Below are 23419 nucleotides of genomic sequence, written 5' to 3'. Positions count from 1 at the left end.
CGGATCAACCTGCCTGCCCGGGAAGGAAGTTGGAAAGGACTCCCTGTGATTGTGAGGATGCTGTAGGTGACAAGGGAAAGGGCTTCCGGCACCCAGGGACCCTCCCTAGCCTCCGGTGCCCATGGCAACAGAACACGCGCACCAGTCCCAGAGCCATGACGGACACAGCCGGAGACACTTCCTGACGGCGACCGGGGCGACGGTCGCCGGGGTCGTCGGCGGGGGAGCGGCCGGTGCCCTGGGGATCGCCGCCGGCAGTGCGGCGGCAGCGGCCTCCCCGGGCAGGCGCGTCGCCGTCCTCGGCGGCGGGGTCTCCGGCCTCAGCGCCGCCCATGAACTCGCCGAACGCGGCTACGAGGTCACGGTCTACGAGTACTACGACGTCCTCGGCGGCAAGGCCCGCTCGATAGACGTCCCCGGGACCGGAACGGGCGGCCGCAAGCCGCTTCCCGGCGAGCACGGCTTCCGCTTCTTCCCCGGCTTCTACCGCAACCTGCCGGACACCATGCGCCGTATCCCCTTCCCGGGCAACACGAACGGCGTCCACGACAACCTCCGCAACGGCACCGAGGAGCTGTTCGCCCGCGACTCAGGCCGCCCGGACCTGCACTTCCCGCTCCGCCGCGCCACCGCCCCGCCCGCCCCCGGCGACCTCACCCCGTCCTGGATCCGCGACCAGGTCCTGTCCGTACTGGACCTCGCCACCCACCTGCCCGCCCACGAGGCCGCCTACTTCGCCGACCGCCTCCTGGTCCACCTCACCAGTTGCGACGCCCGCCGCGAGGGCCAGTGGGAGAAGGTCGCCTGGTGGGACTTCATCCGCGCCGGTGAGATGAGCCGCGAGTACCAGGTGCTCCTCGGCATCGGACAGACCCGCAACCTCGTCGCCACCCGCGCCGAGATCGCCTCCACCCGCACCGTCGGCCGCGTCATCATCGAGGCGCTCATCCTGTGGGGCCTGCTCGGTCGCGGCATGGACGGCGACGCGGACATCGACCGGGTGCTGAACGCCCCGACCAGCGAGGCGTGGATCGACCCCTGGGAGACCCATCTGCGCTCCCTGGGCGTCGAGTTCGTGCTCGGCACAGAGGTCCGGGAGGTGGTGTACGACGGCGGCCGGGTGACCGGCGTACGGGTGGCGGCACGCGACGGCAGCCGCGGGCGCACCATCACCGCCGACCACTACGTCTCCGCCCTCCCGGTCGAGCACGCCCGCGTGACCTGGGGCCCGGCCCTGCGCGCCGCCGACCCGCAACTCGCGCGGTGCGACGCGCTGCAGACGGACTGGATGACCGGCGTGATGTTCTACCTGCGCACGCCCACCCCCGTCGTGCACGGCCACATCAACTGCCTCGACTCACCCTGGGCGGTCACCGGCATCGGCCAGACGCAGTTCTGGGACGGACGGGACTTCGCACGCGACTACGGGGACGGGCAGGCCCACGAGTGCCTGTCCACCATCATCTCCGAGTGGGACAAGCCCGGAATCCTGTACGGCAAGACGGCCCGCGAGTGCACCAAGGACGAGATCGTCAGCGAACTCTGGGCCCAGCTCAAGGACGGGCTCAACGACTCGGGCAAGACCACCCTCAGGGACGAGGACCGCCTCGGCTGGTTCATGGACCCGGCGGTGACCGGCCTCGGCGGCCCCGACCCGCAGAACCGCGAACAACTCCTCATCCACCCCACCGGCACCCTCTACAACCGCCCGTCGGCACGGACCGCCGTACCGAACTTCTTCCTCGCGGGCGACTACGTCCACACCGACGTGGACCTGGCCACCATGGAAGGCGCCAACGAATCCGCACGACGCGCCGTCAACGCACTCCTGGACGCGGACGGTTCGACCGCGGCGCGGTGCCACCTCTGGGAGCTGTTCCGGCCCCCGGAGATGGAGCCCCTGAAACGGATCGACGACGTACGCTACCGCCTGGGCCTGCCCAACACCTTCGACCTGGGGTAGCCCCCGGGGCCCGGACCCGGAACGCATCCGGATGGCCGGTGGGCGTGGGTGAGCGTGTCGGCCTCGGTCCGCGGACGGCCTGATATCAGGAAGGCCTGATAGGGGGACATATCAGGAAGGCCTGATAGGGGGACCCGGGGATGTGGAGCCGGCCCTCGATCACCTCGTGCGGGCCGCGAGAGCCTCTCCGGTCCGTACCAGTGCCTCCGGATGGCCGAAGAGGCCGGGAAGCCCTCCGGTGTGGACGAAGACGGTGCGCTCACCCGGGCGGATGCCTCCCTCGCGCACGGCGGCGACGAGACCGGCCATGGCCCGCCCGGTGTACACGGGGTCCAGGACGAGCCCCTCGGTCCGGGCGGCAAGCAGAAGCGCGTCCGCGACCGGTTCGGTGAGGCGGGAGTACCCGGCACCGACCTGGTCCAGCCGTAGCCGTAGAGGTGGCTGTCGCGGTGCGGGGGAGGGCGCGTACAGGCCGGTCAGCAACTGGTCGACCGTCCGTGCGGGATCCGCCACCGCCCCGCAGTGCACGCCCAGGACCCGCTCCGGGCCCAGGGCGTGTACCAGCCCGGCCATCGTGCCCCCGCTGCCCACCGCGACCACGGCGGTGGCCAGGCCGGGAGCCTGCGCGAGGAGTTCGCGCCCACCCTCGACATAGCCCAGGGCGCCGACGGGACTCGATCCGCCGAAGGGAATGAGCGCCGGAGCAGCGCCCCGCTCGCGCAGCTCCCCGACGACACGGTCGACGACGGCCGCGAGTTCCGCCCCGCCCACCGCGCCCGCCCAGACGATCCTCGCGCCGAGAAGGCCGTCGAGAGCCAGATTGCCCGCGGCCGTGACGGTGTCCTTTACTCCGGCGCTGTCGCTGCCGCATTCGGCGGGCTCGCCCGCGAGGACGAGTACGACGTCCATGCCGAGACGGGCTCCGGCCGCCGCCGTGAGGCGCGCGTGGTTGCTCTGCGGCGCTCCGCTGGTGACCAGGGTCCTCGCGCCCTCCGCCAGAGCCTGACCGCAGGTCCACTCGAGCTTGCGGACCTTGTTGCCTCCGCCGCCCAGCCCGATCAGGTCGTCCCGCTTGATCCACAGGTCGTCCGGCCCGAGACCGAGCGCCCGGGCCAGCCGCGGGGCCGGTTCGAGCGGTGTCGGCCAGGAGGCCAGGGTGACCCTGCGGTGCTCCCCGCGCATCGTGTCCATGCGACAACCCTTCGTCTCCGTGCCGGCGTGTCCGTCCCGCCGCACCCATGTTTTCGCCAGGACGTACCCCGCTCAACACCGACCTCGCCCCACCCCACCCCGGACCGGCCGGACTCCAGGTAAGAGACGGACGAAGATCCGCGAGGCCGTACGACCGCCCGGCGGCCCGGCCCGGGACAATGAGCTCCATGAGCGACCGCATGCGCGATGCCGAGGACCGGCTGGCCAGAATCGAACGGCGGCTGGAGAGCGGCGAGCGCGATGTCGTGCCCGCGTGGCGCAGAGCCACACAGGGCGAGCCGCGGTGGGCCGTGACCGCCGTCATCCTGGTCGCCGTCGCCCTCCAGCTGATGCTGCCGCACCGGCTCGCCTTCCAGCCGTACTGGGTCCTGCCGGTCCTGGAGACGGTGCTGCTGGCCGGCCTGATCGCCGGCAACCCCCGGCGGGTCGAGCCCCGCACCCGATGGCTGCGCCTGCTGGGCCTGGCCCTCATGGCCGTGATCAGTGTCGCCAACGGCTGGTCGGCGGTCCGACTGGTGGCAGGCCTCGTGAACGGCACCGAGGGCAAGGACGCCGGACCCCTGCTGCTGACCGGTGGCGGCATCTGGCTGACCAACGTCATCGTGTTCGCCCTCTGGTACTGGGAGTGGGACCGCGGCGGACCGATGGCCCGGGTCCGCGGCCACCAGCAGTACGCGGACTTCCTCTTCGTACAGATGCAGAGCCCCGAGACCGCGCCGACGGACTGGGAACCGGCCTTCCTGGACTACCTCTACCTCTCCTTCACCAACTCCACGGCCTTCAGCCCGACCGACGTGATGCCGCTGTCCCGCTGGGCCAAGATGCTGATGATGCTGCAGTCCACGGTCTCCCTGGTGACGGTGGTGCTGGTGGTGGCGCGGGCCGTCAACATCCTGCGCTGACGGCAGGGGTGTCCTAGGTTTCTCGACATGAGCGATGACTCCCTGCGCCTCGTCACGGTCGAGCGCACCCGCACCGGCCACTTCACCGCGACGAACGCCCGCGGCGGCACGATCGACTTCGGCACAGGCACAGGCACAGGCACAGGCGCCGGCACCGGTGCCGGCGACGGCACGGAATTCACCCCGGTCGAGCTGCTGCTCGCCGCCATCGGCGGCTGTACGGCCGCCGACGTCGACGCCTCCACCAGCCGCCACACCGAGCCCACCGCCTTCACGGTCACCGTCAGCGGCCACAAGGTCAGCGACGACGACGGCAACCGCATGACCGACCTCGCCGTCAGCTTCCACGTCACCTTCCCGGCCGGCCCGCAGGGCGATCGTTCCCGCGCCATCCTGCCCCGGGCGGTCGCCGTCTCCCACGACCGGCTGTGCACCGTCAGCCGCACCGTCGAGGCCGGTACCCCCATCTCCGTGTCGGTCGACGACGTGACGGCCGAGGACGCGCCTGCCCAGGACGTCTGACCACGGTCGCCGAACTCGCCGCGCGCGCCGACGCCAAGCCCGTTCGCCGAGTGCCGCGTTGCCCCTTGGAAGTGCCGGGGATGAGGACCCCGGACCACACCCGCGGCCCGACGGCGAGGATTGGTTCGCCGCTTCCCGGCGGCGAGAACGGCCCTCGGCAGGGCCGCGCGGCGCCGACGGCTCGTCAAACCGACGCTCATGGCTCGTCAGCCCGCAGCCGCAGCCGCAGCCGCAGCCGCAAGCCCGCAGCCCGCGCCCGGCGGTCCGACGGACCGTCACGCCGTGGTCGGTGGACCGGTCGGTCGGAGTGTCGTGGTTACGATGCCCCGTGAACCCTTTTCCGCTCCCTGGCCGGACGGCGCGATGAGTACCGCCGTCTCCTTCCCCCTCGGCGCCTCGACCACGCTCGCCGAACTCGCCCGGGATCCGCACCCGCGCCTGGCGCTGCTGCGGGCCCACGAACCGGTGTCGTGGCTGCCCGAGCTGAACGGCTGGCTGGTCACCCGCCGGGACCTGGCGCTCGACGTCATGCGGGACTCCGTCACCTTCACCGTCGACGACCCCCGCTTTACCACCGCCCAGGTCGTCGGCCCGAGCATGCTGTCCCTGGACGGCGCCGAGCACGCCCGCCACCGGGAGCCGTTCGCGGCCCCCTTCCGGCCCCGGAGAGTGCACGAGGGCTTCGCGGGGTTCATAGAGCGGGAGACCGACCGTCTCGTCACCGCACTGGAACCGGCGGGCGCCACCGAACTGCGCCGCTCGTTCGCCGGACCGCTCGCCGTGGCTGTCGTCACCGAGGCACTCGGACTGGTCGGGGCGACCACCGACACGGTGCTCTCCTGGTACGACGCCATCGTGAGGTCGGTCTCGGACCTCACCGCGGGCCTGGAGGCAGGCCCGGCCGGTCCCGCCGCCTACGCGCGGCTGCGGTCCGCCGTCGAGGCCACCGTCGCCGACCGGCACGCTTCCTCGCTCCTCGTCTCCGCCGCCGGGCAACTGGAACTGTCCGAAGTGGCGTCCAACGCGGCGGTCCTGATGTTCGGCGGCATCGAGACGACCGAGGCGATGATCACCAACGCGCTGCTCCACCTGCTCCAGAACCCCGGCCAGCTCGCCCTCGTACAGGACGATTCCAGCCTGTTGGACGGAGCCGTCGAGGAGTCCCTGCGCCTGGAGCCCGGCGCCGCCGTGGTGGACCGCTACGCCACCCGCGACACCGTTCTCGGCTCGGCCGCGATCCGCCGCGGCGACCTGGTCAGCGTCTCCCTCACGGGCGCCAACCGGGATCCGGCCGTCTTCACCGACCCGGACCGCTTCGACGTCCGCCGCGCCGAGGCCCGCCTCCAACTGGCCTTCGCCCACGGCCCGCACCACTGCCTCGCCGCCCACCTGGCCCGCCTGGAGACCCGTATCGCCCTTCAGTACCTGCTCCGACGCCTCCCCGGGCTCCGCCTCGACCCGGAGCGGCCCGCCACGCCGTACGGTCTGGTGTTCCGCAAGCCGGACGCGCTGCACGTGCTGTGGGACGTTCGGGCCTGACGGCTCCCGGCAGACCTCGACAGGCTGCTTGCCAAGCGGCGGGCGGCTGCCTCCGCGGCCCCGAGGGGATCATCGTCGCGTCGGCCGAGCTGCTTGGCTGACGGCCCGCCGCGGTCGGCCCGCGGCCAACCGCGCTGTGCGAGCTGCCCCCGAGGGACTCGTTGCGGATCAGGAAACCGGACCGCTGTGCCGACCCGTCGGGCGCGATCACATCCGTGCTCGGGCCACGAGTCGACGGCTGCCGTCCAGGATCCGGCGGGCGCGTTCCTCGGGTGGGACCCCGGCCCGTTCGAGGCGCCGCAGCGGAACCTCCGCGCTCACGGTCACGTCCCGGGGTATCAGCGACAGAATCTCCAGCAGCGGAAACTCGCCCTGACCAGGGATCGTCCGATCGTGCATCGCCTCCTCGAAGTAGGCCGAGAGGTCGGCGGACTCCAGGAGGCCGTCGCTCAACTGGCAGTAGCCGATGAGTCGTTCATCGATCGCGCGCAGCTCGGCCGGTCCCTCCCCGGCGCGTACGAGGTGGAGCGTGTCGACGAGAATCCTCAGGTTCGGCTGGTCGAGCTGCCGTAGGAGTTCGACCGCCGCCGCCAGTGTGGGCACATGCGAGAGCGGTGTGAACTCCAGCAGGACACCGACGTCCGCGCTGCGGGCGATCCGGCAGAACTCTCCCAGGAGGTCCGCCACGGTGGCCGGGTCCCGCGCCGCGTCCGGGTCGGGCTCGAACGCGCAGGTGTTGGCGAGTGGGGCACCGATGTCCTGGAGGATGTCGAGCTGCCGCCGCAGGCCGTCCAGCCCCGTACCGGAGCCGAGGAGGAAGCCGTCACCCATGGCGACCGGGATGTTCGCCGCCTCCAGCCGCGCCACCGCCTCGTGACGTGTGCTCCGGTCGCGGACGCCGGGATGCGCGACGCTGAGACAGACACTCGCGGCGTCGCCCGCTCGCGCGGCGGCCACGAACCCGGACAGCGGTGCCGCGCGAAGCGTGAGGTGTTCAAGACCAACGCGAGCGCTATAGAGGTCACTCATTTCTTCATGCTGTGTCATCAGGCGCCGAGCATCTGGATGCCGCCGTTGACGGCGATCAGCTGGCCGGTCATGAAACGGGCCCCGGGGCCGGCCAGGAACACCATCACCGGGCCGAGGTCCGCCTCCGGATCGCCGAGTTCGCCTCGCAACGGCATGGCCGTCCGCAGGCTCTGCCTGAACTGCGCGGCTCCCTCCGTGCCCAGGTGTTCCCAGAGGCGGTCCGCGCCCGCGGTCCGGACCGCGGGCGCGAGGGCGTTCACGGTGATCCCGTGCCTGCCCCAGGCCGAGGCCACGGAACGCGTCCAGGCGTGCACGCCGGCCTTCGCCACCGCGTAGTGCGGTGCCAGCGGGTTGCCGCGTACGCCCTCGCCCGACCCGAGGTTGATGATCTGTCCGCCGGTGTGCCGCATGTGCTCGAACGCGGCCTGGTTGGTGAAGACCGTGGACCGGAGGTTGACGTCGAGGACCGCGTCGAACTCGTCACCGGAGAGGGATTCCGGGACGCCCGCCCGCCAGTTGCCCGCGGCGTTGAGCAGCACGTCCAGGCCGCCGAGGAGCGAGGAGGCCGTAGCGAACGCCGCGTCGACCGAAGCCCGGGAACGCGCGTCGCAGCTCAGCCAGTCGCACCGGTCGCGGAGTTCGTCCGGCGGTGGACTCGAGTGGAACAGGCCGACGACCCGTGCCCCTGCCGCGAGGAACACGGACACCGCCGCCGCTCCGATCCCGCCGGCCGCTCCGGTGACCAGGATGCGGCGCCCGGACAGCATCCGGGGCTCCGTGGACACGCTCGCCTGCGTCACGGACAAACTCCTCTGCCTCGGCGTCGGAGACGCCGTGAGCCGCCGCGTCGACGGTCCCCGCGCCTTCGTGGGTGGAGCCCACTGTAGCGGCAGTCACGCTAATTGAGTGTACTGAGTACGTCTCTGTGTCATGTCGGGTTCGGTCGCCCCTGCGGCCACGAGTGGCGTTTTCGACCGAGCGCCCCAATCTTCTCGGCTGAATCGCCCCGGCTTCCGTTGAAGGTTGTGGCGAGCTGGTGAAGGGGAGGGAAAGGGCTTTCACGTCTCTTGTCGATTGTGATCTGCGCCACACGGCACAGGGGTGGCGGATGTGACCTCCCGGGGTGACACGGGACCCGTCGTCAGCGCGCGGAGGGGGCGGAGCCCTCGCCTCACCATGTGTAATCAGTCAAAACGCAACAGTGAGGGGGAGGTTCCGCATGAGGGGGCGTCAGAAAGGTCTACGCGCATAGTGTACTGACTGTCCTAAACCGTCGTTGCGGCATATTTGTGCACCAGCTTGACCGTGCTCCGCATGGTCGGTTTCATGCTTACCTCAGCTTCCTGACAGGGTGGATGGCCCGCCCGAATCGGCAGCAGCCTTCGTGCACGTCCACTCGTGCTCCACCCAACTCCCGGCCCCCGTCGGCATGTTCGTCATGCCCGCGACGCAGTGCGCGCCTCCCTTCCGGAAAGGAAAGTTCCCGGTGCTCCAGCTCCATGCCGCAGACCGCTTCCGCCCCCGCTCCGCCCCCCGTCGGCGGGCGAAGTGAGCAGGCACCGGGGGAAGGCCGTACGCACGAGGCCGAACACCGGCCGGGGCCGCAGCATCCGCGCCTCGTTGATCTCGCTCGCGCTGGTTCCGGCGGTGGCGATGGTCCTGCTCTGGTTCAGCGGCTCGGCCGTGCTGTTCAACCAGTGGCGCCAGGCCGGCCACGTCGGGGACGCGGCGAAGACGACGTACGCGCTGGTGCCGGGAGTCGGCGAGTTCCAGAAGGAACGCCAGCTGACGGTGCTCCTGCTGTCGCCGCACGGAAACGGGCACCGTGCCGCGCTGGTCGCCCAGCGCGCCCGGACCGACCGTGTCCTCGCCGCCTTCCACAAGGCGGACGCCGCCTCCGCCAGTGATGGATCGGCCGAGTACCAGGCCCAGTTGGCCACCGTGCGGAAGCGGCTGGACGCCCTGACCTCGGAACGAGCCACCGTCGACGGCGGAAAGGCCGACCGGCGGCACGCCTACGAGGTGTACTCGGAGACGATCCAGTCGGTGCTGAACCTCTTCGGCACGCTGAGCACGGACAACGGCAGCGGGGCCACGGCGGCGGAGGCCGCGCACGCCCTGTCGTTCCTGCGGGCGGCCGAGGCGCTCGCGGGGGAGCGGGCCGTCCTGGACGCGGCCGCGGCGGGCGGCCGGCTGAGCGTCGAGGAGCGGACAACTCTGGCCGCCGAGGCCGCCGTTCGCGCCTCCATCCTCACCAACGAGGTCGCCCCCTATCTGCCGGCCGAGCTGCGGCAGGAACTGGCGAAGACCATGGACGGCCGCGACTGGGCCGAGCTGAACGCCTTCGAAGCGGCCCTTCCCACGGCGGCCGAGGGCGGCGGCGACGCCATCGAGGTGCCCCGCCTCACGGCCGCCCGCGCCGCCGCGCCGAGCCGTGTCTTCACCGAGGTCCAGGGCGTGGAGAACCAGTACCTGGCCCAGGTCACCCAGAACAACGTGGACAGCAACAACGAGCTGAGGGACCGGGTCATGGCCGGCAGCGCCCTCGCGCTGCTCGCGGTGTTCGCCGTCGCCGTGCTGTCCTGGCGCATCACGCGATCGCTCATCGGGCGGATGACCGGCCTGCGCGAGGCCACCCTCGACCTGGCCCAGGAACGGCTCCCCGAACTGATCGGCAGGCTGCGCACCGACAGCAAGCACGCCGGCCCCGACGACCTCCCCGAACTCGACTACGGGACGGACGAGTTGGGCAAGGTCGCGGAGGCCTTCAACAGCGCCCAGCGGATCGCGGTGAGTGTCGCCCTGGAACAGGCCGAGCTGCGCGAGGGCGCCCGGACGGTGTTCCTCAACATGTCCCGCCGTATCCAGATCCTGGTGCACCGGCAGCTCACGGTCATCGACGGCATGGAACGCAAGGAGCAGGACCCCCAGCTCCTCGCCGACCTCTACCGTGTCGATCACCTGGCCACCCGGATGCGCCGCAACGCCGAGAGCCTCACGGTCCTTTCGGGTTCGGCGCCCCGGCGCCGCTGGAAGCAGGCCGTGTCCCTCGCGGACCTGCTGCGCAGCGCGGTGTCCGAGATCGAGGGCTACACGCGGGTGGTGGTCGAGCCGATGCCGGCGATCGCCCTGGCCGGTCCGGCGGTCGGCGACACCATCCACCTCATGGCGGAACTGATCGAGAACGGCGTGACGTTCTCGCCCCCGCACACCGAAGTCCGGGTCCGCGCCCTGCCGGTGGCCCAGGGATACGCCGTCGAGGTGGAGGACCGCGGCCTGGGGCTGGCGCAGGAGGAGTACGAGGCCGCCAACGTCCTGCTGCACGAACCCAAGGACTTCAGCATCACCTCGCTGGGCGAGGATCCGCGCCTGGGGCTGTTCACCGTCGGCCATCTCGCCCAGCGGCACGGCATCAAGGCCAGCCTGCAGCCGTCGTCGTACGGCGGATCGCTGGCCGTCGTCATCCTGCCGCACAACCTGACCGAACCGGCCGCCGACCTCCCGCCGATGACACTGGACCCGCGGGCGGAACGCCATCTGGCCTCGGTCGACAGCGCGCCGCCGGAGGAGTCGACGATCGCCGGCATGCCGAGGCGGACCCGTACGGCGGCCCCGGCTCCGGGACCGTCCCAGGCACCGGCTCCCGCTCCTGCCCCGACTCCGGCCGCCGCCCGGATACGGCCGCCGGCCGCGCCCGGCGCGACTCCGACCGGACCGCCCTCGCCCGGCCCGGCCCGGGGCGGCCCGGCGGCGGCCCGGCCGCAGGCGGCCGGACGAGGAGGCGACGGGACCGGACCGGTTCCCGGCGGCACGGCCACGGCAGGCCCGTCGGCCATGACAGGCCCGTCCGCCATGACAGGCTCGTCGGCCATGGCGGGCCCGTCGCGCCCCGGCGGCCCGAGTCGGCTCCCGCGCCGGGTCCGGCTCGCCAACCTCGCTCCCCAGCTTCGCGAGCGGCACGAGGAACAGCCGGACCACGGCCCGGGACGGGCGGCGGAGGAGCGCCGCCCGGAACAGGCCCGCTCGATGCTCGCGGCACTGCGCGACGGCACCCGGCGGGCCCGCGCCCAGGACGAGGTGCCCGCACCGGACTGGCCCCAGCCCCCGTCCCACCAGCGTCCGTTGCCCACCCGCACCAGCCCGACAAGGAACACCACCCCATGACACGAACGAACACCGCGCGCGAAGGTCTGTCCTGGCTTCTGGACAACCTGATCGACCGCATCCCGGAGACCCGGCACGCGATCGTGCTCTCGGAGGACGGTCTGCTGGTCGGTTCCTCGGCCGGACTCGCCAGGGCCGACGCCGAGCAGCTCGCGGCCATCGCCTCAGGGGTGCACTCCCTGGCCCAGGGCACCAGCCGCCACTTCGGCGGCGGACGGGTCCAGCAGACGGTCATCGAGATGGACGACCTGTTCCTCTTCGTCACCACGGCCGGCGGCGGAGCCCGGCTCGCGGTGCTGGCCACCTCGGCGGTGGACGTCGGCAACGTCGGCTACGAGATGACGATGCTGGTACGCCAGGTCGGCCAGTACCTCAGCGCGGCCCCCCGCTTTCCCCAGTACACCGGCGGTCCACATACGGGGGAGCATGAATGAGACATTGGTCCGAGGAAGACCCCTGGGCGGAGGACGACCCCAACCACCTCATCCGCCCCTACACCGTGACCGGCGGCCGTACCCACTCCGCCCTCGCCGACATCGATCTGATCGCGCTGATCAGCACCGTCCGGCCGCCCACCCGCGCCCAGCGGCTCCAGCCCGAACAACACCGGCTGCTCGCGCTGTGCCGCAGGCCGACGGCGCTGGTGGAGGTCGCGGCCTGCCTCGACCTGCCCGTCACGGTCGTACGCATCCTGCTGGGCGACCTTCTCGACACCGAACTCGTCTCCGTTTCCGCACCCACGGCGGCCGGTACCCCCGACGCCCGCTTCCTTCAGGCAGTGATCGATGGCATTCGAAGACTCTGACCTCACCGCGGTCTCGCCCGACGCGGCGACGGCCAAGATCCTCATCGCCGGCGGCTTCGGCGTCGGGAAGACCACGCTCGTCGGCACCATCAGCGAGACCGAGCCCCTGCGCACCGAGGAACTGATCACCGAGGCCAGCGTGGGCGTCGACGACCTGGCCGGCGTGGAGCGCAAGACCACCACGACCGTCGCCATGGACTTCGGCCGCATCACCCTGAGCACGGCCCTCGTCGTCTACCTCTTCGGGGCACCCGGACAGGACCGCTTCTGGTTCATGTGGGACGACCTGTCCCGTGGCGCCCTCGGCGCCGTCGTCCTGGCCGACACCCGGCGGCTGGACAGCTGCTTCCCCTCCGTCGACTTCTTCGAGCACCGCGGCATCCCCTTCGCCGTCGGCGTCAACTGCTTCGACGGCATGTGCGACGAGGACCCCGAGGACATCCGCGCGGCCCTCGACCTCCCGCCCGGGGTACCGCTCGTGCTCTGTGACGCCAGGGACAGGGAGTCGGTCAAGAACGTGCTGCTCGCCCTGCTCGAACACGTGATGCGAGGACTGGCCGCCGAGGCCTCTGCGGACGTGGCTTGGAGGTGACGTCCGAGTGACGTCCGAGTTCGCGCCAGCGGGGCCGCGCGCACGCGAGGCCCCGCGAGGGGCTCAGACAGTGACGACGAGCCTGCCCTGGAGGTGACCGCCGTCCGGCAGCCCGTGGGCGTCGGCGACACGCTCGGCCAGTCGTCGGTTGTGGCGCAGTGGTTGGGAGGGACCACCGCGATCCTCCCGCGCGGCGGAGGTGTGGCGCCGGCTGCGAGTCGGCTGATGCCACGTCGGTCCACTCTCAACCGGTCGGTCCGCCGCCGTGGGGACCCGTGCCGTCATACCCTTCCGGGGTCTGACGGCACGGGGACACGGGGGCACGGGTGCGGGGTGGCCCGGATCAGGCGGTCGCGACCTGCTCCTCGGCCTTCTCGTCGCTCCGCCGGTCGTCGGCCTCGGCGCGGGCGGCGGGAATGCAGGCGGCGACCAGTGCGGCGGTCACCGCGACACCGCACCCGACGAGCAGACCCGTGCGGAAGCCGCTTTCGGAGGTGAAGGTGTAGCCGCCGACCGTGGAGGTCATCTGGGCGAGTACGACGCCGACGACCGCCGAGCCGATCGAGGTCCCGAGGGAACGCATGAGCGTGTTGAAGGCGTTCGCGGCCCCGGTTTCGGCGGGCGGTACCGAGCCCATGATCAGGGCGGGCATCGCTCCGTACGCCAGCCCGACCCCACTGTTGATCACCATGCTGACCAGCATGCAGCCCCACGCCTGGCCCATGAGCGCGAGCGAGAGGCCGTAACCCAGCGCGATGACCAGGACACCGGAGATGAGCGTGAACTTCGGCCCGCGGGCGTTGGTGAGCTTGCCGCCCCAGGGGGAGACGATCATCATCATGAGTCCGCCGGGCGCCATCCACAGGCCGGCCGCGAGCATCGACTGTCCGAGACCGTAACCGGTGGCCTTCGGGAACTGCAGCAACTGCGGCAGAATCAGCAGGCTCGCGTACATGGCGAAGCCGACGAACACCGATGCGAGGTTGGTCACCAGGACGCGTGGCCGGGCCGTCGTGCGCAGGTCCACCAGCGGGCTGGGGATGCGCAGTTCCCAGATGCCCCAGCCGAGCAGCAGCACCACGGCGGCCGCGAAGAGCCCGAGTATCGAGCCGGAGGCCCAGCCCCAGTCGGCACCCTTCGACACCGCCAGCAGGAGACAGACCAGTCCGGCGGCGAAGCCTAGAGCGCCGACTGTGTCGAAGCGCTCGCGCCGGGCCACGACGGGTACGTCCGGGACGAACCTCCAGACCAGCACGGCGATCACCGCGGCCAGCGCCGCCGCGCCCCAGAACAGGACGCGCCAACTGGCGTACTGGGCGACGGCGGACGCGATGGGCAGGCCCAGGCCGCCGCCGATGCCCATGGAAGCGCTGACCAGCGCGATGGAGGAGCTGAGCCGTTCCGCCGGGACCACGTCGCGCAGCAGCGCCACGCCCAGCGGGACCATGCCCATGCCCATCCCCTGGAGGCCGCGTCCGACGATCATCGGCGCGACGGACGAGGACACTGCGCACACCGCGGATCCGGCCATGAGGGGCACGGTGCAGACGAGGATCATGCGCCGCTTCCCGATCATGTCGCCGAGGCGGCCGGTGACCGGTACGCACACGGCGGACACCAGCAGGGTGACGGTGATGACCCAGGCGGCGTTCGAGGACGAGGTGTGAAGGATGGTCGGGAGCTCCGCGATCAGCGGGGTGACGAGCGTTTGCATGATCGCTGCCACCGTGCCCGCGAAGGCCAGGGTGGCGACCACGCGGCCGGCATGGCCGGTCGGCTCGGGGGTGTCCATTCAAGGACTCCTACGGTTCCGGGGATGTGTATTGTGCACATGATGTGTATCACGCATGTTGTATGCATGGTGCATCGGCCGTGGGTGATACACATGACAGGCAGGCTCGACAGAGTGGACCGGGGAGCGGAGGTGGCATTCGCGTGACTGACCCCGTGCACGAAGTCGAGTACGAGCAAATGCTCCTGAGCCGGCACGGCCTGGGTCGACGCGGCGGACGGCGCAAGGACGGACTCATCGAGCGCAGCGCCTACGTCATTCTCAGCCGTCTGCGGATCCAGGGACCCATGTCGATCGGCGAGCTCAGCGAGGCATTCGGGCTCGACGCCTCGACTCTCAACCGCCAGACGGCCGCAGCCCAGCGCGACGGCCTGGTGGAACGCATTCCCGATCCGGAGGGAGGCATCGCCCGCAAGTTCTGCCTCACCGAGAACGGCAGGCAACTGCTCGACGAGGAACGCGAGGCCACGATCGCGGCGCTGGAACGCGTCATGGACGACTGGCCGGAAGACGACATCGCGGCGTTCGCCGGCTATCTGAGGCGTTTCAACAGCGGAATCGAGCGTCTCGAAGGCCGACCGTGGCCTCGACCGTGAAACCCCGCCGCTGACAAACCCGTCCCTCGATGGTGAAGTCCACTTCGGTGAAGTCGGCGGCGTCGCCGGAGGGTTAGCCTGCGTCTGTGACGACACCGCGGCGCAAGCTTCCCCGGGGCAGGAGTGCCCTGCCGGCCGACCAGGCGGAGGTCGTACAGCGGGGCAGGGTGTACACGGCGATGGCGCAGGCGCTGACCGAGCGGGGATACGCCGCCGTGACCGTCGAGGATGTCATCAGGCGGGCGGGGGTGTCCCGGCAGACGTTCTACCGCTACTTCGACTCCAAGGCGGACTGTTTCGCCGCGGCCTATCAGGCGGCCGGAGAGAGTCTGCTGGCGCAGGTCCTCGACCGGATGGCCGTGTTGGACGGCGCCTCCGGCGGCTCCAGCGGCTCCGGGGGTGGCGCGCAGGACGGTTCGCCGCTCCGTTTCGAACGGCTGGTCAGTGCCTACCTCAGTACTTTGGCCGCCGACTGGCCCACGGCCCGGCTCTGCCTGGTGGAGGCGTTCGCGGCTGGTCCCGGCGTGCTCCCCGTCCGGGCGCCCTTGTACGAGACCGTGGTGGACCTGGTCGCGGAGACCCTTGGGGTCGCGGACGAGGAGGGCCGGCTCGTCTGCCGGATGATCCTGGCGTCCACGACGGCCCTTGCGACCTCGGCGGTGGCCGATGGGGACCGCGGCCAACTCGATGCCGCGGGGGAGGAGTTGAACCGTTACGTGCGGCGGCTCTGGGACGCCGGCCTACTGGGCTCGCGTCCCTGACCGGCCGCCCACCCCCTTGCGTCCCTAAAAGACACGGGTGTTCCTTTGGGTGGGTGAACTGAGTATGCTGCGACAGCAACGCCGACTGTCGGACCCGAGCGCGGAGGCAGCGCATGTACGGCGGAACGGTCTCGGCCGGGCTGTTGCTGGGCCGGCGCTACGAGCTCCTGCACACGCTGGGGCGTGGCGGCATGGGCCAGGTGTGGGAAGCCAGGGACCTGCGCCTCAAGCGGCGCGTCGCCGTGAAGATCCTTTCGCCTGCCGGCGTTCCGGAGCCGCGTGACCTGGCTCTGTTCCGCCGGGAGGCGGAGATCGGCGCGATGCTGTCCCACCCCGGCATCACCACGGTCTTCGACATGGGCAGCCCCTCCCACGACGGCCGCACGCCCTGGTACATCGTGATGGAGCGGCTCGTCGGGCACAATTTCGCAGGAGAGCTTGCCCGGCACCCCGGGGGACTGCCGGTGGAGCAGGTTGTCGACCTTGCCGGACAGGTGGCGGCCGCGCTCGGCGCGGCTCACGCGCAGGGTGTCGTGCACCGTGACGTCAAGCCGGCCAACTTGTTCCTGCAGGACTCCGGCCTGGTGAAGATCTGCGACTTCGGCATCTCCCGGCTGGCGAACGCAACGCATCTGCTGACCGGGTTCCAGGTCGCCGGGACCCTGCCCTACATGGCGCCCGAGCAGTTCGCCACGCTGGCGGTCGACCACCGCAGCGACCTGTACGCGCTCGGCTGCGTGCTCTACGAACTCCTGGCCGGGCGCACATGGGTGGACCCCGGGGCGGACTGGCCGGCCGCCATGTACCAGCATTTCGAGGTCGCCCCACCGCGGCCGGCGGCCTCCCGGCCGGACATCCCCGAGGAACTGGACCGGCTCGTGCTGGACCTCCTGGCCAAGGACCCCGCGGACCGCCCGGCGGACGCCGTCGCCGTCGCCGCACGGCTGCGGGGCATCGGCCGACAGCCACGGCGCGGACCCGGCAGCACGGACGGCACCACGGACGGCAGCACGGACGCACAGCGGCTCGAACACCGCACCCGACTGCTGACCGACGCGGCCACGCTGTTCCGTACTCTCTACGTCCGGCGAGCCGCAGAGGTGGCCGACAGCGCATACCGTCTGCAGTTGGCCCTGGCACGACGCACCTCCGACCCCGACCCCGATCCCGACCGCGCAGCCGGTCAGGGACGTGCGTCCCACCAGGGCGGCGCCCTCGGGGCGGCGGAGCACGCAGCCGTCGACGCCCCGGAGTTGAGGACAGGGCCGGTGACCGTGGTCCAGTCGGTCGGCGCCATGGTGAGCGACGGGACAAGCTCCTGGGGTCAGGGCATCGGTGGATTCTTCGCGGTGTTCGGCGCGGTCGCAGGGCTGACCTCACAGGGCCACCCGGTCATCCCGTTGCGCTACCTCGACGCATACGAGACCTCGACTTTCGGAAACGTGGCGGTCGGCGCCTTCACGACCGGGTTCGCCGCCTGGGCTGTGGTGGGTCTCCTCGCCGGGGCCGCGGCGCTGCTACGGCGCTCCGACCGGGTGCTCATCGACAGCGAGGGACTGCACATCCGCCGCAGCACCGGGTCGCGCCGTTCCTTGGACATTCCCTGGGCGCTGGTGGACGCGGTGTTCGTCAGCAACCATCGCGACAAGCCCTACGGCAAGGTGCACCTGCGCTTCGTCCCCGGGCATGCTCCGACCGGGGCGTGGTGTGAGCTGAACTCCGTCACCTCGGAGGGCGGCGGTTCCTTCGTCGTCTACGAGAAGAACTGGGGCGACGCCACCCGCGTCGACCCCAGGAAACTGATCGCGCCGATCCAGCTTTTCGCGGGTCACCGCTGGCGGCCCACGACGAAACCGGTCGCCAGAGGCTCCGCCGCATCCGGTCGCCGTCGCTGACGCGCACGCGCGAAGACGACGAGTTCCTTGGAAGCGGTCACCGGCGAGGAAGGCTGGCGTCTGCAAACCGGCGGGGCGGTGTATGCGACGCCCGTGGTGAGCGGGAAGGTCAGGTCAGACCTGCCTCGATGGCGCGGCGGACGGCGTCGGCGCGGTCGCGGATACCCGCCTTGGCGAACAGGTTGTTGATGTGGGTCTTGACCGTGGCCTCGCTGATGAAGAGCTTCTCGGCGATGCCCCGGTTGGGCAGGCCCTGCCCGATCAGCGTGAGCACCTCGCGTTCCCGGGGAGTGAGGTCCTCGGGCAGACCCTGTCCGGGTGTCGGCGCCTTGGTCCGGACGGCGGCGAGCAGTCGGTCCTGCACCTCGCGGTCGAGCACGGACTGGCCGGCGGCAGCGGCCCGGATCGCCCGGGTGATGTCCTGGCGTCCCGCGTTCTTGGTGAGGTAGCCGCGGGCCCCTGCGCTCAGCGCGCCCAGGACCGAGTCGTCGTCGGCGAACGTGGTCAGCACGACCACCGCCACCTCGGGGTACTCCTCGCCGAGGCGTCGGGTCGCCTCGATCCCGTCCATCACGGGCATGCGCAGGTCCATCAGTACGACGTCCACCGGCCCGGCGGCGACAGCCGCCAGCACCTCGCTGCCGTCCGCCGCGGCCGCGACGACGTCGATGCCCTCGGACAGCCCGAGCACGGCGGCCAGCGGCTCCCGGACGGCGGCCTGGTCGTCGGCGACGACCACCCTCAACCGCTGTGGAATTTCGGTCGGTTCACTCATCCCGGGATCACTGCCTTCACATTCCAGCCGCCCTGGTCCGGTCCCTCGGTGACCGGGCCGGCGGTGACGGTGCCGCCCAGCAGGGCGACGCGTTCGCGCATTCCGATCAGCCCCATCCCGCTGCCGATCCCCGCCGTCACCGCGCGCGTGGCGGGGCGGTTGCGGATCGTCAGGGTCGTCGAGGAGCCGGCGAAGTCCAGTTCGGCGGCCAAGTCTCCGCCGGGGGCGTGCCGGGCGGCGTTGGTCAGCGACTCCTGGGCGATCCGCAGCAGGTTCTGCGTCACCTGAGGCGGCACCTCCCGGACGGTCCCGGTGACGGTGAGGACGTCCCGGTGGCCCGACGATTCGAGCATCGCCGCAAGGCTCTCCAGCAGCGGCAGGGAGTCCTCGCGCAGGGCGTGCACGGTCCACTGCGCCTGCTTCAGGCTCTCTCTGACCAGGCCGTGGGCCTTGTTGTTGGCCTCCCTGACCTTCTCCAGGTCACCGGTGTCGATCAGCGCGTCGGCCAGTTCCAGCTGCATGTTGATGCCGGCGAGCGAGTGCGCCAGCACGTCGTGCACGTCCCGGGCGATTCGGCTGCGTTCGGTCAGTACGGCGGTCCGGGCCTCGGCGCGGGCGGCGCGCTCGGCCGACTCGGCCGCCTCTATCGCCGCCACCACGGCCCGGCGCTGGCTGCGGTTGACGATGCCGATCAGGACCGGGATGCCGGTGGCGAGCCCGAGTGTCCAGGACAATACGTGATGCCCCGGCCCGAGGGCGAAGTACAGCACGCCGCCGCAGAGCAGACTGCAGATCCCCGCCAGCGCGAGGGCCGGCTTGGTCTCCAGGCGGTAACCGATGTGACCGGCGAGGAAGAAGGCGAAGAGATAGCCCGATCCGCTGCGGCTGGCACCGATCAGGGCGGCGGCCGCGACGACGCCGAGGGTCAGCCAGAGGAGGGCCGGACGGTCGGGGACCTTGTGCAAGGGCAGGTGCCGGGCCAGCAGGGCCACGGAGTTGACCACGAAGAGAGCGGTGACGGCCAGGCCCCAGCCGCTGAAACCCATCGGGCGGACCGTCAGGATCCCGATGACGACCACCGCGAGGGTCAGCAGCCACTGCACACGCGGGTCCCGTCCGGGAATCGGCTGCGGGGCCGCCCCCTGGGCCGTGGACCGGCCAGGGGGCGAGGCGCTCTCGGTTGCGGTCATGGGCAGAACATAACGCACGGTCAGGCCACGCCGTCGAGGACGGGCACGGGGGCGGCCGCAGCCCGGGTGATCCGGCCCCGTATGAAGATCGTGGCCAGCCGCGTGACCACTTCGGTCAGTGCCATCAGGACGAACGCCGCCACCCAGGCCTGCTCGCTGGTGATCTGGTGGGCGACGCTGAAACGGGCGACGTCGTCGGCGCCCCCGCCCTGCTCGGTCCACAGCTGGAAACCCATGCGCGCTCCCATGCCCAGCACCCACAGGATCGCCGACACCGCACCGGCCTTGATCAGGACGTGCTCGCCGACGACCCGGAGTCGGGTGTAGACGCCGCCGGCCACGCCCAGCGCGGCACCGACGCTCATCAGGACCCCGACCAGCACCAGGTCGTTGCCCGCGGTGGGGATGCTGTCCAGGTACTGGTGGGCCACGAAGACCACGATGCCCAGCGGGATCAGGAAGGACTTGAGGTCGAGCCGGCCCTCCCGCAGCTGCCGGAAGACGACCAGGACGAGGGCGATGTCGGTGATCCACTCGGTTGTTGTCATGCCCCCAAGCCTGCTGCGATCACGCCCGCAGCACCTGGACCCACAGGTGGAAACGAGGGTGGAGATCAGCCACCTCCTCGATCTCCACCCCCGCCACGCGCAAGGACAGCCACGTCCACCTGACGCACACCGGCCACGGTGATCGATCCGACCGGCCGGCAAGGCCCGCAGCGCGAAGGTCCACAGCGCCATGAAGCAGTCGGCACGGATCGGGTGCGAGGGCGGCCGTCGGCAGGACGCCTGCCTCAACTGCCTTACTGCCTTACTGCCTTGCGGCCTTGATGTCTTGCGATCACGGTCTTTGGCGGGGGAGTACAGCGACCGCGGCCGACGCCCCCCGCTCGTCACCGCGCTCCACTTGTACGCCGGACCCGAGTGGCACCCCGCCCCGCAGTCCCGTTGCCCCGCCGCCCCCACCCGGCCAAAAACCGTTGCCGCGCCGGTCGAAACCGTAGCTCGCAACCGTCAGTTCAAGCCGTTGTGGTGTTGCGCTCATGACAATCGCGAGCGGCGGATGTCAATCTGCTCTGCGAAAGTTCACCGCGAACTCACAGCTCCCTCACGCAATATCCCTATCTCAGCCCCCACTTCACCGCACGGCCGAGCAGACGTCACCCCGTCGCACCGTGCTCTCCCGCCCTGCCCACCCCCAGGACCCGCGCGCCGCCGGACGGCTCGACCCAGCCGACCCGCTCTCCCGGGCTCCACCGAGCCCGACCACCCCACAGAAGGAGAACGCCATGTTCCGGCAGGACCGTCACCACCGCCGTGTCAGACACAGCATCACCCTGGCGCTGACCGCGGCGACCACCCTCCTCGCGGCCGGCCTCCAGAACGGCACCGCCCTGGCCGCGCCCGGCGACCCCGGCCCCGCCAGGATCCACGCCACGCCCCGGGCCGGCGCGGCCCCGACCCCGCTCTCACCGGCCAAGCGGGCCGCCCTGCTCAAGAACGCCGCAGCCGGCGCCTCGGGCACCGCGAAGACCCTCGGCCTGGGTACCCACGAGAAACTCCTCGTCAAGGACGTCGCCCAGGACGCCGACGGCACCACGCACACCCGCTACGCCCGCACCTACGCCGGCCTCCCCGTCCTCGGCGGCGACCTGGTCGTCCACGACAGCGCGGGCCGCCTGACCGTGTCCCGGGCCTCGAAGGCGAACCTCGCGGTCCCGTCCACCAAGGCGAAGATCTCCTCGGCCGCGGCGAAGGCCCAGGCGCTCACCCTCGCGGCGAAGGCGGGCGCCGAACGGCCCGCGGTCGACGCCAGCCCCCGTCTCGTCGTCTGGGCCGCCTCGGGCAAGCCCGCCCTGGCCTGGGAGTCCGTGGTCGGCGGCTTCCAGGACGACGGCACGCCCAACGAACTCCACGTGATCACCGACGCGGCCTCCGGCAAGCGGATCTTCCAGTACCAGGGCATCGAAACCGGCACCGGTACCGGCCAGTTCAACGGAACCGTGCCCCTCGGCACCACGCTCTCCGGCTCGACCTACCAACTCGTCGACGGCGACCGCGCCGGACACCGCACCTACGACCTGAACCAGGGCACCTCCGGCACCGGCACCCTCTTCACGGACGACAACGATGTCTGGGGCGACGGCACACCGGCCAACCGGCAGACCGCGGGCGTGGACGTCGCCTTCGGTGCCGCCGCCACCTGGGACTTCTACAAGAACGTCTTCGGCCGCAACGGCATCCGCAACGACGGCGTCGCCGCCTACAGCCGCGCCCACTACGGCAACGGCTACGTCAACGCCTTCTGGTCGGACACCTGCTTCTGCATGACGTACGGCGACGGATCGGGCAACACCCATCCGCTGACCGCGCTCGACGTGGCCGCACACGAGATGAGCCACGGCGTCACCGCCGCCACCGCGGGCCTCACCTACTCCGGCGAGTCGGGCGGCCTGAACGAGGCGACCTCCGACATCTTCGCCGCCGCCGTCGAGTTCTACGAGAACCTGCCCGCCGACGTCCCGGACTACCTGGTCGGCGAGAAGATCGACATCAACGGCGACGGCACGCCCCTGCGTTACATGGACAAGCCCTCCAAGGACGGCGCGTCCAGCGACTACTGGAGCCCGTCCCTGGGCGGACTCGACGTCCACTACTCCTCGGGCCCCGCCAACCACTTCTTCTACCTCCTCTCCGAGGGCAGCGGAGCGAAGACCGTCAACGGGGTCTCGTACGACAGCCCCACCTACGACGGCCAGCCGGTGACCGGCATCGGCATCGAGAACGCCCAGCGCGTCTGGTACCGGGCGCTGACCACCTACATGACGTCCAGCACGAACTACGCGGGCGCCCGCACGGCCACCCTCCAGGCCGCGGCCGACCTCTTCGGCGCCTACAGCCCCTCCTACCTCGCCGTGGCCGACGCGTGGGCGGCGATCAACGTCGGCAACCGGATCGCGCTCGGCGTGAACGTGGCGCCCATCGCCGACCAGATCAGCGGAATCGGGCAGGCGGTGTCCTTCCAGACGGACGCCTACACCACCAACTCCGGCGCCGGCCTGACATACACGGCGACCGGCCTCCCGGACGGCCTCACGATCAGCGACACGGGCCTGATATCCGGCACCCCGACCACCCTCGGCACCAGCGACGTCACCGTCACGGTCACCGACGACACCGGTGCCTCCGCCACGGAGCGGTTCTCCTGGCAGATCGCCTACGTCTACGCCAACGCCACCCGGGTCGACATCCCTGACAACGCCGCCGCGGTGGAGTCCCCGGTCACCGTGACCGGCCGCACCGGGAATGCCTCCGCCACCACCCAGGTCTACGTCAACATCGTCCACACCTACCGTGGCGACCTGACCGTCGACCTCGTCGGCCCGAACGGAACCGTCTACTCGCTCCTCAACCGCAGCGGCGGCTCCGCCGACAACGTCGACCAGACGTTCACCCTCGACGCCTCCGCACAACCCCTCTCCGGCACCTGGAAACTCCGGGTCCAGGACCACGCCGCGATCGACGTCGGCTACATCGCCCAGTGGCGGCTCATCCCCTGACCCCACTCGGCCGCAACGGTCGTAGACACCCCTCGTCCCGGGACGCCCACCGCGTCCCGGGACAACCCGTTCAAGCCGGCCGGTCCGTCAGGATCACGCCCGCGACCACATCGAGCAGGTGGT

19 protein-coding genes are annotated in these 23419 nt (G+C 71.1%); 12 read left to right on the top strand and 7 right to left on the bottom strand.

The features are described from left to right. Positions 1-121 precede the first annotated feature (121 nt). Positions 122-1963, top strand: coding sequence for an FAD-dependent oxidoreductase (locus ACGFZS_RS40945; RefSeq protein WP_393799410.1), 1842 nt, complete (start codon positions 122-124; stop codon positions 1961-1963). Positions 1964-2122: 159 nt separating this feature from the next. On the opposite strand, the gene ACGFZS_RS40940 is transcribed toward ACGFZS_RS40945, so the two are convergent. Further along, positions 2123-3145 carry a D-cysteine desulfhydrase family protein gene (locus ACGFZS_RS40940; RefSeq protein WP_393799553.1) on the bottom strand — a complete coding sequence of 341 codons (1023 nt, stop codon included), beginning with the start codon at positions 3143-3145 and terminating at the stop codon, positions 2123-2125. 197 nt (positions 3146-3342) lie between these two features. Here ACGFZS_RS40940 and ACGFZS_RS40935 point away from each other — a divergent pair, with 197 nt between their 5' ends. From ACGFZS_RS40935 to ACGFZS_RS40925, 3 genes are all read left to right on the top strand, one after another. Further along, complete coding sequence (locus tag ACGFZS_RS40935) at positions 3343-4077, top strand: hypothetical protein (protein ID WP_365678098.1); 735 nt, start codon at positions 3343-3345, stop codon at positions 4075-4077. A gap of 27 nt (positions 4078-4104) precedes the next feature. Next, positions 4105-4599: an OsmC family protein gene (locus tag ACGFZS_RS40930; protein WP_393799409.1), complete on the top strand. Its 495-nt coding sequence runs from the start codon at positions 4105-4107 to the stop codon at positions 4597-4599. Positions 4600-4962: 363 nt separating this feature from the next. Beyond that, a complete protein-coding gene (locus tag ACGFZS_RS40925; RefSeq protein ID WP_393799408.1) occupies positions 4963-6138 on the top strand; it encodes a cytochrome P450 in 1176 nt (391 codons plus the stop codon). Positions 6139-6345: 207 nt separating this feature from the next. Here ACGFZS_RS40925 and ACGFZS_RS40920 read toward each other — a convergent pair whose 3' ends face one another. Together ACGFZS_RS40920 and ACGFZS_RS40915 are read right to left on the bottom strand one after the other, a co-directional pair. Then, complete coding sequence (locus ACGFZS_RS40920) at positions 6346-7167, bottom strand: sugar phosphate isomerase/epimerase family protein (RefSeq protein ID WP_393799407.1); 822 nt, start codon at positions 7165-7167, stop codon at positions 6346-6348. 17 nt (positions 7168-7184) lie between these two features. Beyond that, complete coding sequence (locus ACGFZS_RS40915) at positions 7185-7967, bottom strand: SDR family NAD(P)-dependent oxidoreductase (protein WP_393799406.1); 783 nt, start codon at positions 7965-7967, stop codon at positions 7185-7187. Positions 7968-8715: 748 nt separating this feature from the next. Between ACGFZS_RS40915 and ACGFZS_RS40910 the strand changes: the two genes are divergently transcribed. From ACGFZS_RS40910 to ACGFZS_RS40895, 4 genes are read left to right on the top strand one after another with little or no spacing between them, the layout of a single operon-like run. Continuing rightward, positions 8716-11331: a nitrate- and nitrite sensing domain-containing protein gene (locus tag ACGFZS_RS40910; protein ID WP_393799405.1), complete on the top strand. Its 2616-nt coding sequence runs from the start codon at positions 8716-8718 to the stop codon at positions 11329-11331. Continuing rightward, positions 11328-11765: a roadblock/LC7 domain-containing protein gene (locus ACGFZS_RS40905; protein ID WP_359217825.1), complete on the top strand. Its 438-nt coding sequence runs from the start codon at positions 11328-11330 to the stop codon at positions 11763-11765. The genes ACGFZS_RS40910 and ACGFZS_RS40905 overlap by 4 nt, the downstream gene beginning before the upstream one ends. After that, the gene (locus ACGFZS_RS40900) at positions 11762-12136 is read left to right on the top strand and encodes a DUF742 domain-containing protein (protein ID WP_359217823.1); all 375 of its coding nucleotides are present in this window, start codon (positions 11762-11764) and stop codon (positions 12134-12136) included. The genes ACGFZS_RS40905 and ACGFZS_RS40900 overlap by 4 nt, the downstream gene beginning before the upstream one ends. Next, positions 12117-12728 (top strand): ATP/GTP-binding protein, encoded by a 612-nt coding sequence (locus tag ACGFZS_RS40895; RefSeq protein ID WP_365678087.1) that lies wholly within the window; start codon positions 12117-12119, stop codon positions 12726-12728. Before ACGFZS_RS40900 ends, ACGFZS_RS40895 begins: the two co-directional genes overlap by 20 nt. Before the next feature lie 343 nt (positions 12729-13071). Here the strand turns inward: ACGFZS_RS40895 and ACGFZS_RS40890 are convergent, their stop codons facing one another. Then, the gene (locus tag ACGFZS_RS40890) at positions 13072-14520 is read right to left on the bottom strand and encodes an MFS transporter (protein WP_393799404.1); all 1449 of its coding nucleotides are present in this window, start codon (positions 14518-14520) and stop codon (positions 13072-13074) included. A 179-nt stretch (positions 14521-14699) separates the two neighbouring features. Here ACGFZS_RS40890 and ACGFZS_RS40885 point away from each other — a divergent pair, with 179 nt between their 5' ends. From ACGFZS_RS40885 to ACGFZS_RS40875, 3 genes are all read left to right on the top strand, one after another. Further along, positions 14700-15116 (top strand): MarR family winged helix-turn-helix transcriptional regulator, encoded by a 417-nt coding sequence (locus tag ACGFZS_RS40885; protein ID WP_393799552.1) that lies wholly within the window; start codon positions 14700-14702, stop codon positions 15114-15116. A gap of 86 nt (positions 15117-15202) precedes the next feature. Then, on the top strand, positions 15203-15877 hold the full coding sequence (locus ACGFZS_RS40880) for a TetR/AcrR family transcriptional regulator (protein WP_393799403.1): 675 nt from the start codon (positions 15203-15205) through the stop codon (positions 15875-15877). A gap of 113 nt (positions 15878-15990) precedes the next feature. Further along, positions 15991-17772 (top strand): serine/threonine-protein kinase, encoded by a 1782-nt coding sequence (locus ACGFZS_RS40875; protein WP_393799402.1) that lies wholly within the window; start codon positions 15991-15993, stop codon positions 17770-17772. A 109-nt stretch (positions 17773-17881) separates the two neighbouring features. Here the strand turns inward: ACGFZS_RS40875 and ACGFZS_RS40870 are convergent, their stop codons facing one another. The 3 genes from ACGFZS_RS40870 to ACGFZS_RS40860 form a co-directional block, all read right to left on the bottom strand. Beyond that, positions 17882-18547: a response regulator transcription factor gene (locus tag ACGFZS_RS40870; RefSeq protein ID WP_365678073.1), complete on the bottom strand. Its 666-nt coding sequence runs from the start codon at positions 18545-18547 to the stop codon at positions 17882-17884. After that, positions 18544-19650, bottom strand: coding sequence for a sensor histidine kinase (locus tag ACGFZS_RS40865; RefSeq protein WP_393799551.1), 1107 nt, complete (start codon positions 19648-19650; stop codon positions 18544-18546). Before ACGFZS_RS40865 ends, ACGFZS_RS40870 begins: the two co-directional genes overlap by 4 nt. A gap of 107 nt (positions 19651-19757) precedes the next feature. Further along, positions 19758-20285, bottom strand: a complete 528-nt coding sequence (locus tag ACGFZS_RS40860; protein WP_393799401.1) for a hypothetical protein — start codon at positions 20283-20285, stop codon at positions 19758-19760. A 740-nt stretch (positions 20286-21025) separates the two neighbouring features. Between ACGFZS_RS40860 and ACGFZS_RS40855 the strand changes: the two genes are divergently transcribed. Continuing rightward, complete coding sequence (locus tag ACGFZS_RS40855; RefSeq protein WP_393799400.1) at positions 21026-23296, top strand: M4 family metallopeptidase; 2271 nt, start codon at positions 21026-21028, stop codon at positions 23294-23296. Positions 23297-23419: the final 123 nt, after the last annotated feature.

Origin of the sequence: Streptomyces sp. NPDC048288 (assembly GCF_043201555.1) — a bacterium.
Taxonomy (GTDB): Bacteria; Actinomycetota; Actinomycetes; order Streptomycetales; family Streptomycetaceae; genus Streptomyces.
The sequence above is the reverse complement of the archived record's forward strand: the minus strand, read 5'-3'. Positions and strand labels throughout refer to the sequence as shown.

Coding starts and splice junctions, on each gene's coding strand:
- ACGFZS_RS40925 (WP_393799408.1), top strand. CDS start 4,963: ATGAGTACCGCCGTCTCCTTCCCCCTCGGCGCCTCGACCACGCTCGCC.
- ACGFZS_RS40885 (WP_393799552.1), top strand. CDS start 14,700: ATGCTCCTGAGCCGGCACGGCCTGGGTCGACGCGGCGGACGGCGCAAG.
- ACGFZS_RS40895 (WP_365678087.1), top strand. CDS start 12,117: ATGGCATTCGAAGACTCTGACCTCACCGCGGTCTCGCCCGACGCGGCG.
- ACGFZS_RS40860 (WP_393799401.1), bottom strand. CDS start 20,285: ATGACAACAACCGAGTGGATCACCGACATCGCCCTCGTCCTGGTCGTC.
- ACGFZS_RS40890 (WP_393799404.1), bottom strand. CDS start 14,520: ATGGACACCCCCGAGCCGACCGGCCATGCCGGCCGCGTGGTCGCCACC.
- ACGFZS_RS40945 (WP_393799410.1), top strand. CDS start 122: ATGGCAACAGAACACGCGCACCAGTCCCAGAGCCATGACGGACACAGC.
- ACGFZS_RS40900 (WP_359217823.1), top strand. CDS start 11,762: ATGAGACATTGGTCCGAGGAAGACCCCTGGGCGGAGGACGACCCCAAC.
- ACGFZS_RS40870 (WP_365678073.1), bottom strand. CDS start 18,547: ATGAGTGAACCGACCGAAATTCCACAGCGGTTGAGGGTGGTCGTCGCC.
- ACGFZS_RS40930 (WP_393799409.1), top strand. CDS start 4,105: ATGAGCGATGACTCCCTGCGCCTCGTCACGGTCGAGCGCACCCGCACC.
- ACGFZS_RS40875 (WP_393799402.1), top strand. CDS start 15,991: ATGTACGGCGGAACGGTCTCGGCCGGGCTGTTGCTGGGCCGGCGCTAC.
- ACGFZS_RS40855 (WP_393799400.1), top strand. CDS start 21,026: ATGTTCCGGCAGGACCGTCACCACCGCCGTGTCAGACACAGCATCACC.
- ACGFZS_RS40940 (WP_393799553.1), bottom strand. CDS start 3,145: ATGCGCGGGGAGCACCGCAGGGTCACCCTGGCCTCCTGGCCGACACCG.
- ACGFZS_RS40920 (WP_393799407.1), bottom strand. CDS start 7,167: ATGAGTGACCTCTATAGCGCTCGCGTTGGTCTTGAACACCTCACGCTT.
- ACGFZS_RS40935 (WP_365678098.1), top strand. CDS start 3,343: ATGAGCGACCGCATGCGCGATGCCGAGGACCGGCTGGCCAGAATCGAA.
- ACGFZS_RS40905 (WP_359217825.1), top strand. CDS start 11,328: ATGACACGAACGAACACCGCGCGCGAAGGTCTGTCCTGGCTTCTGGAC.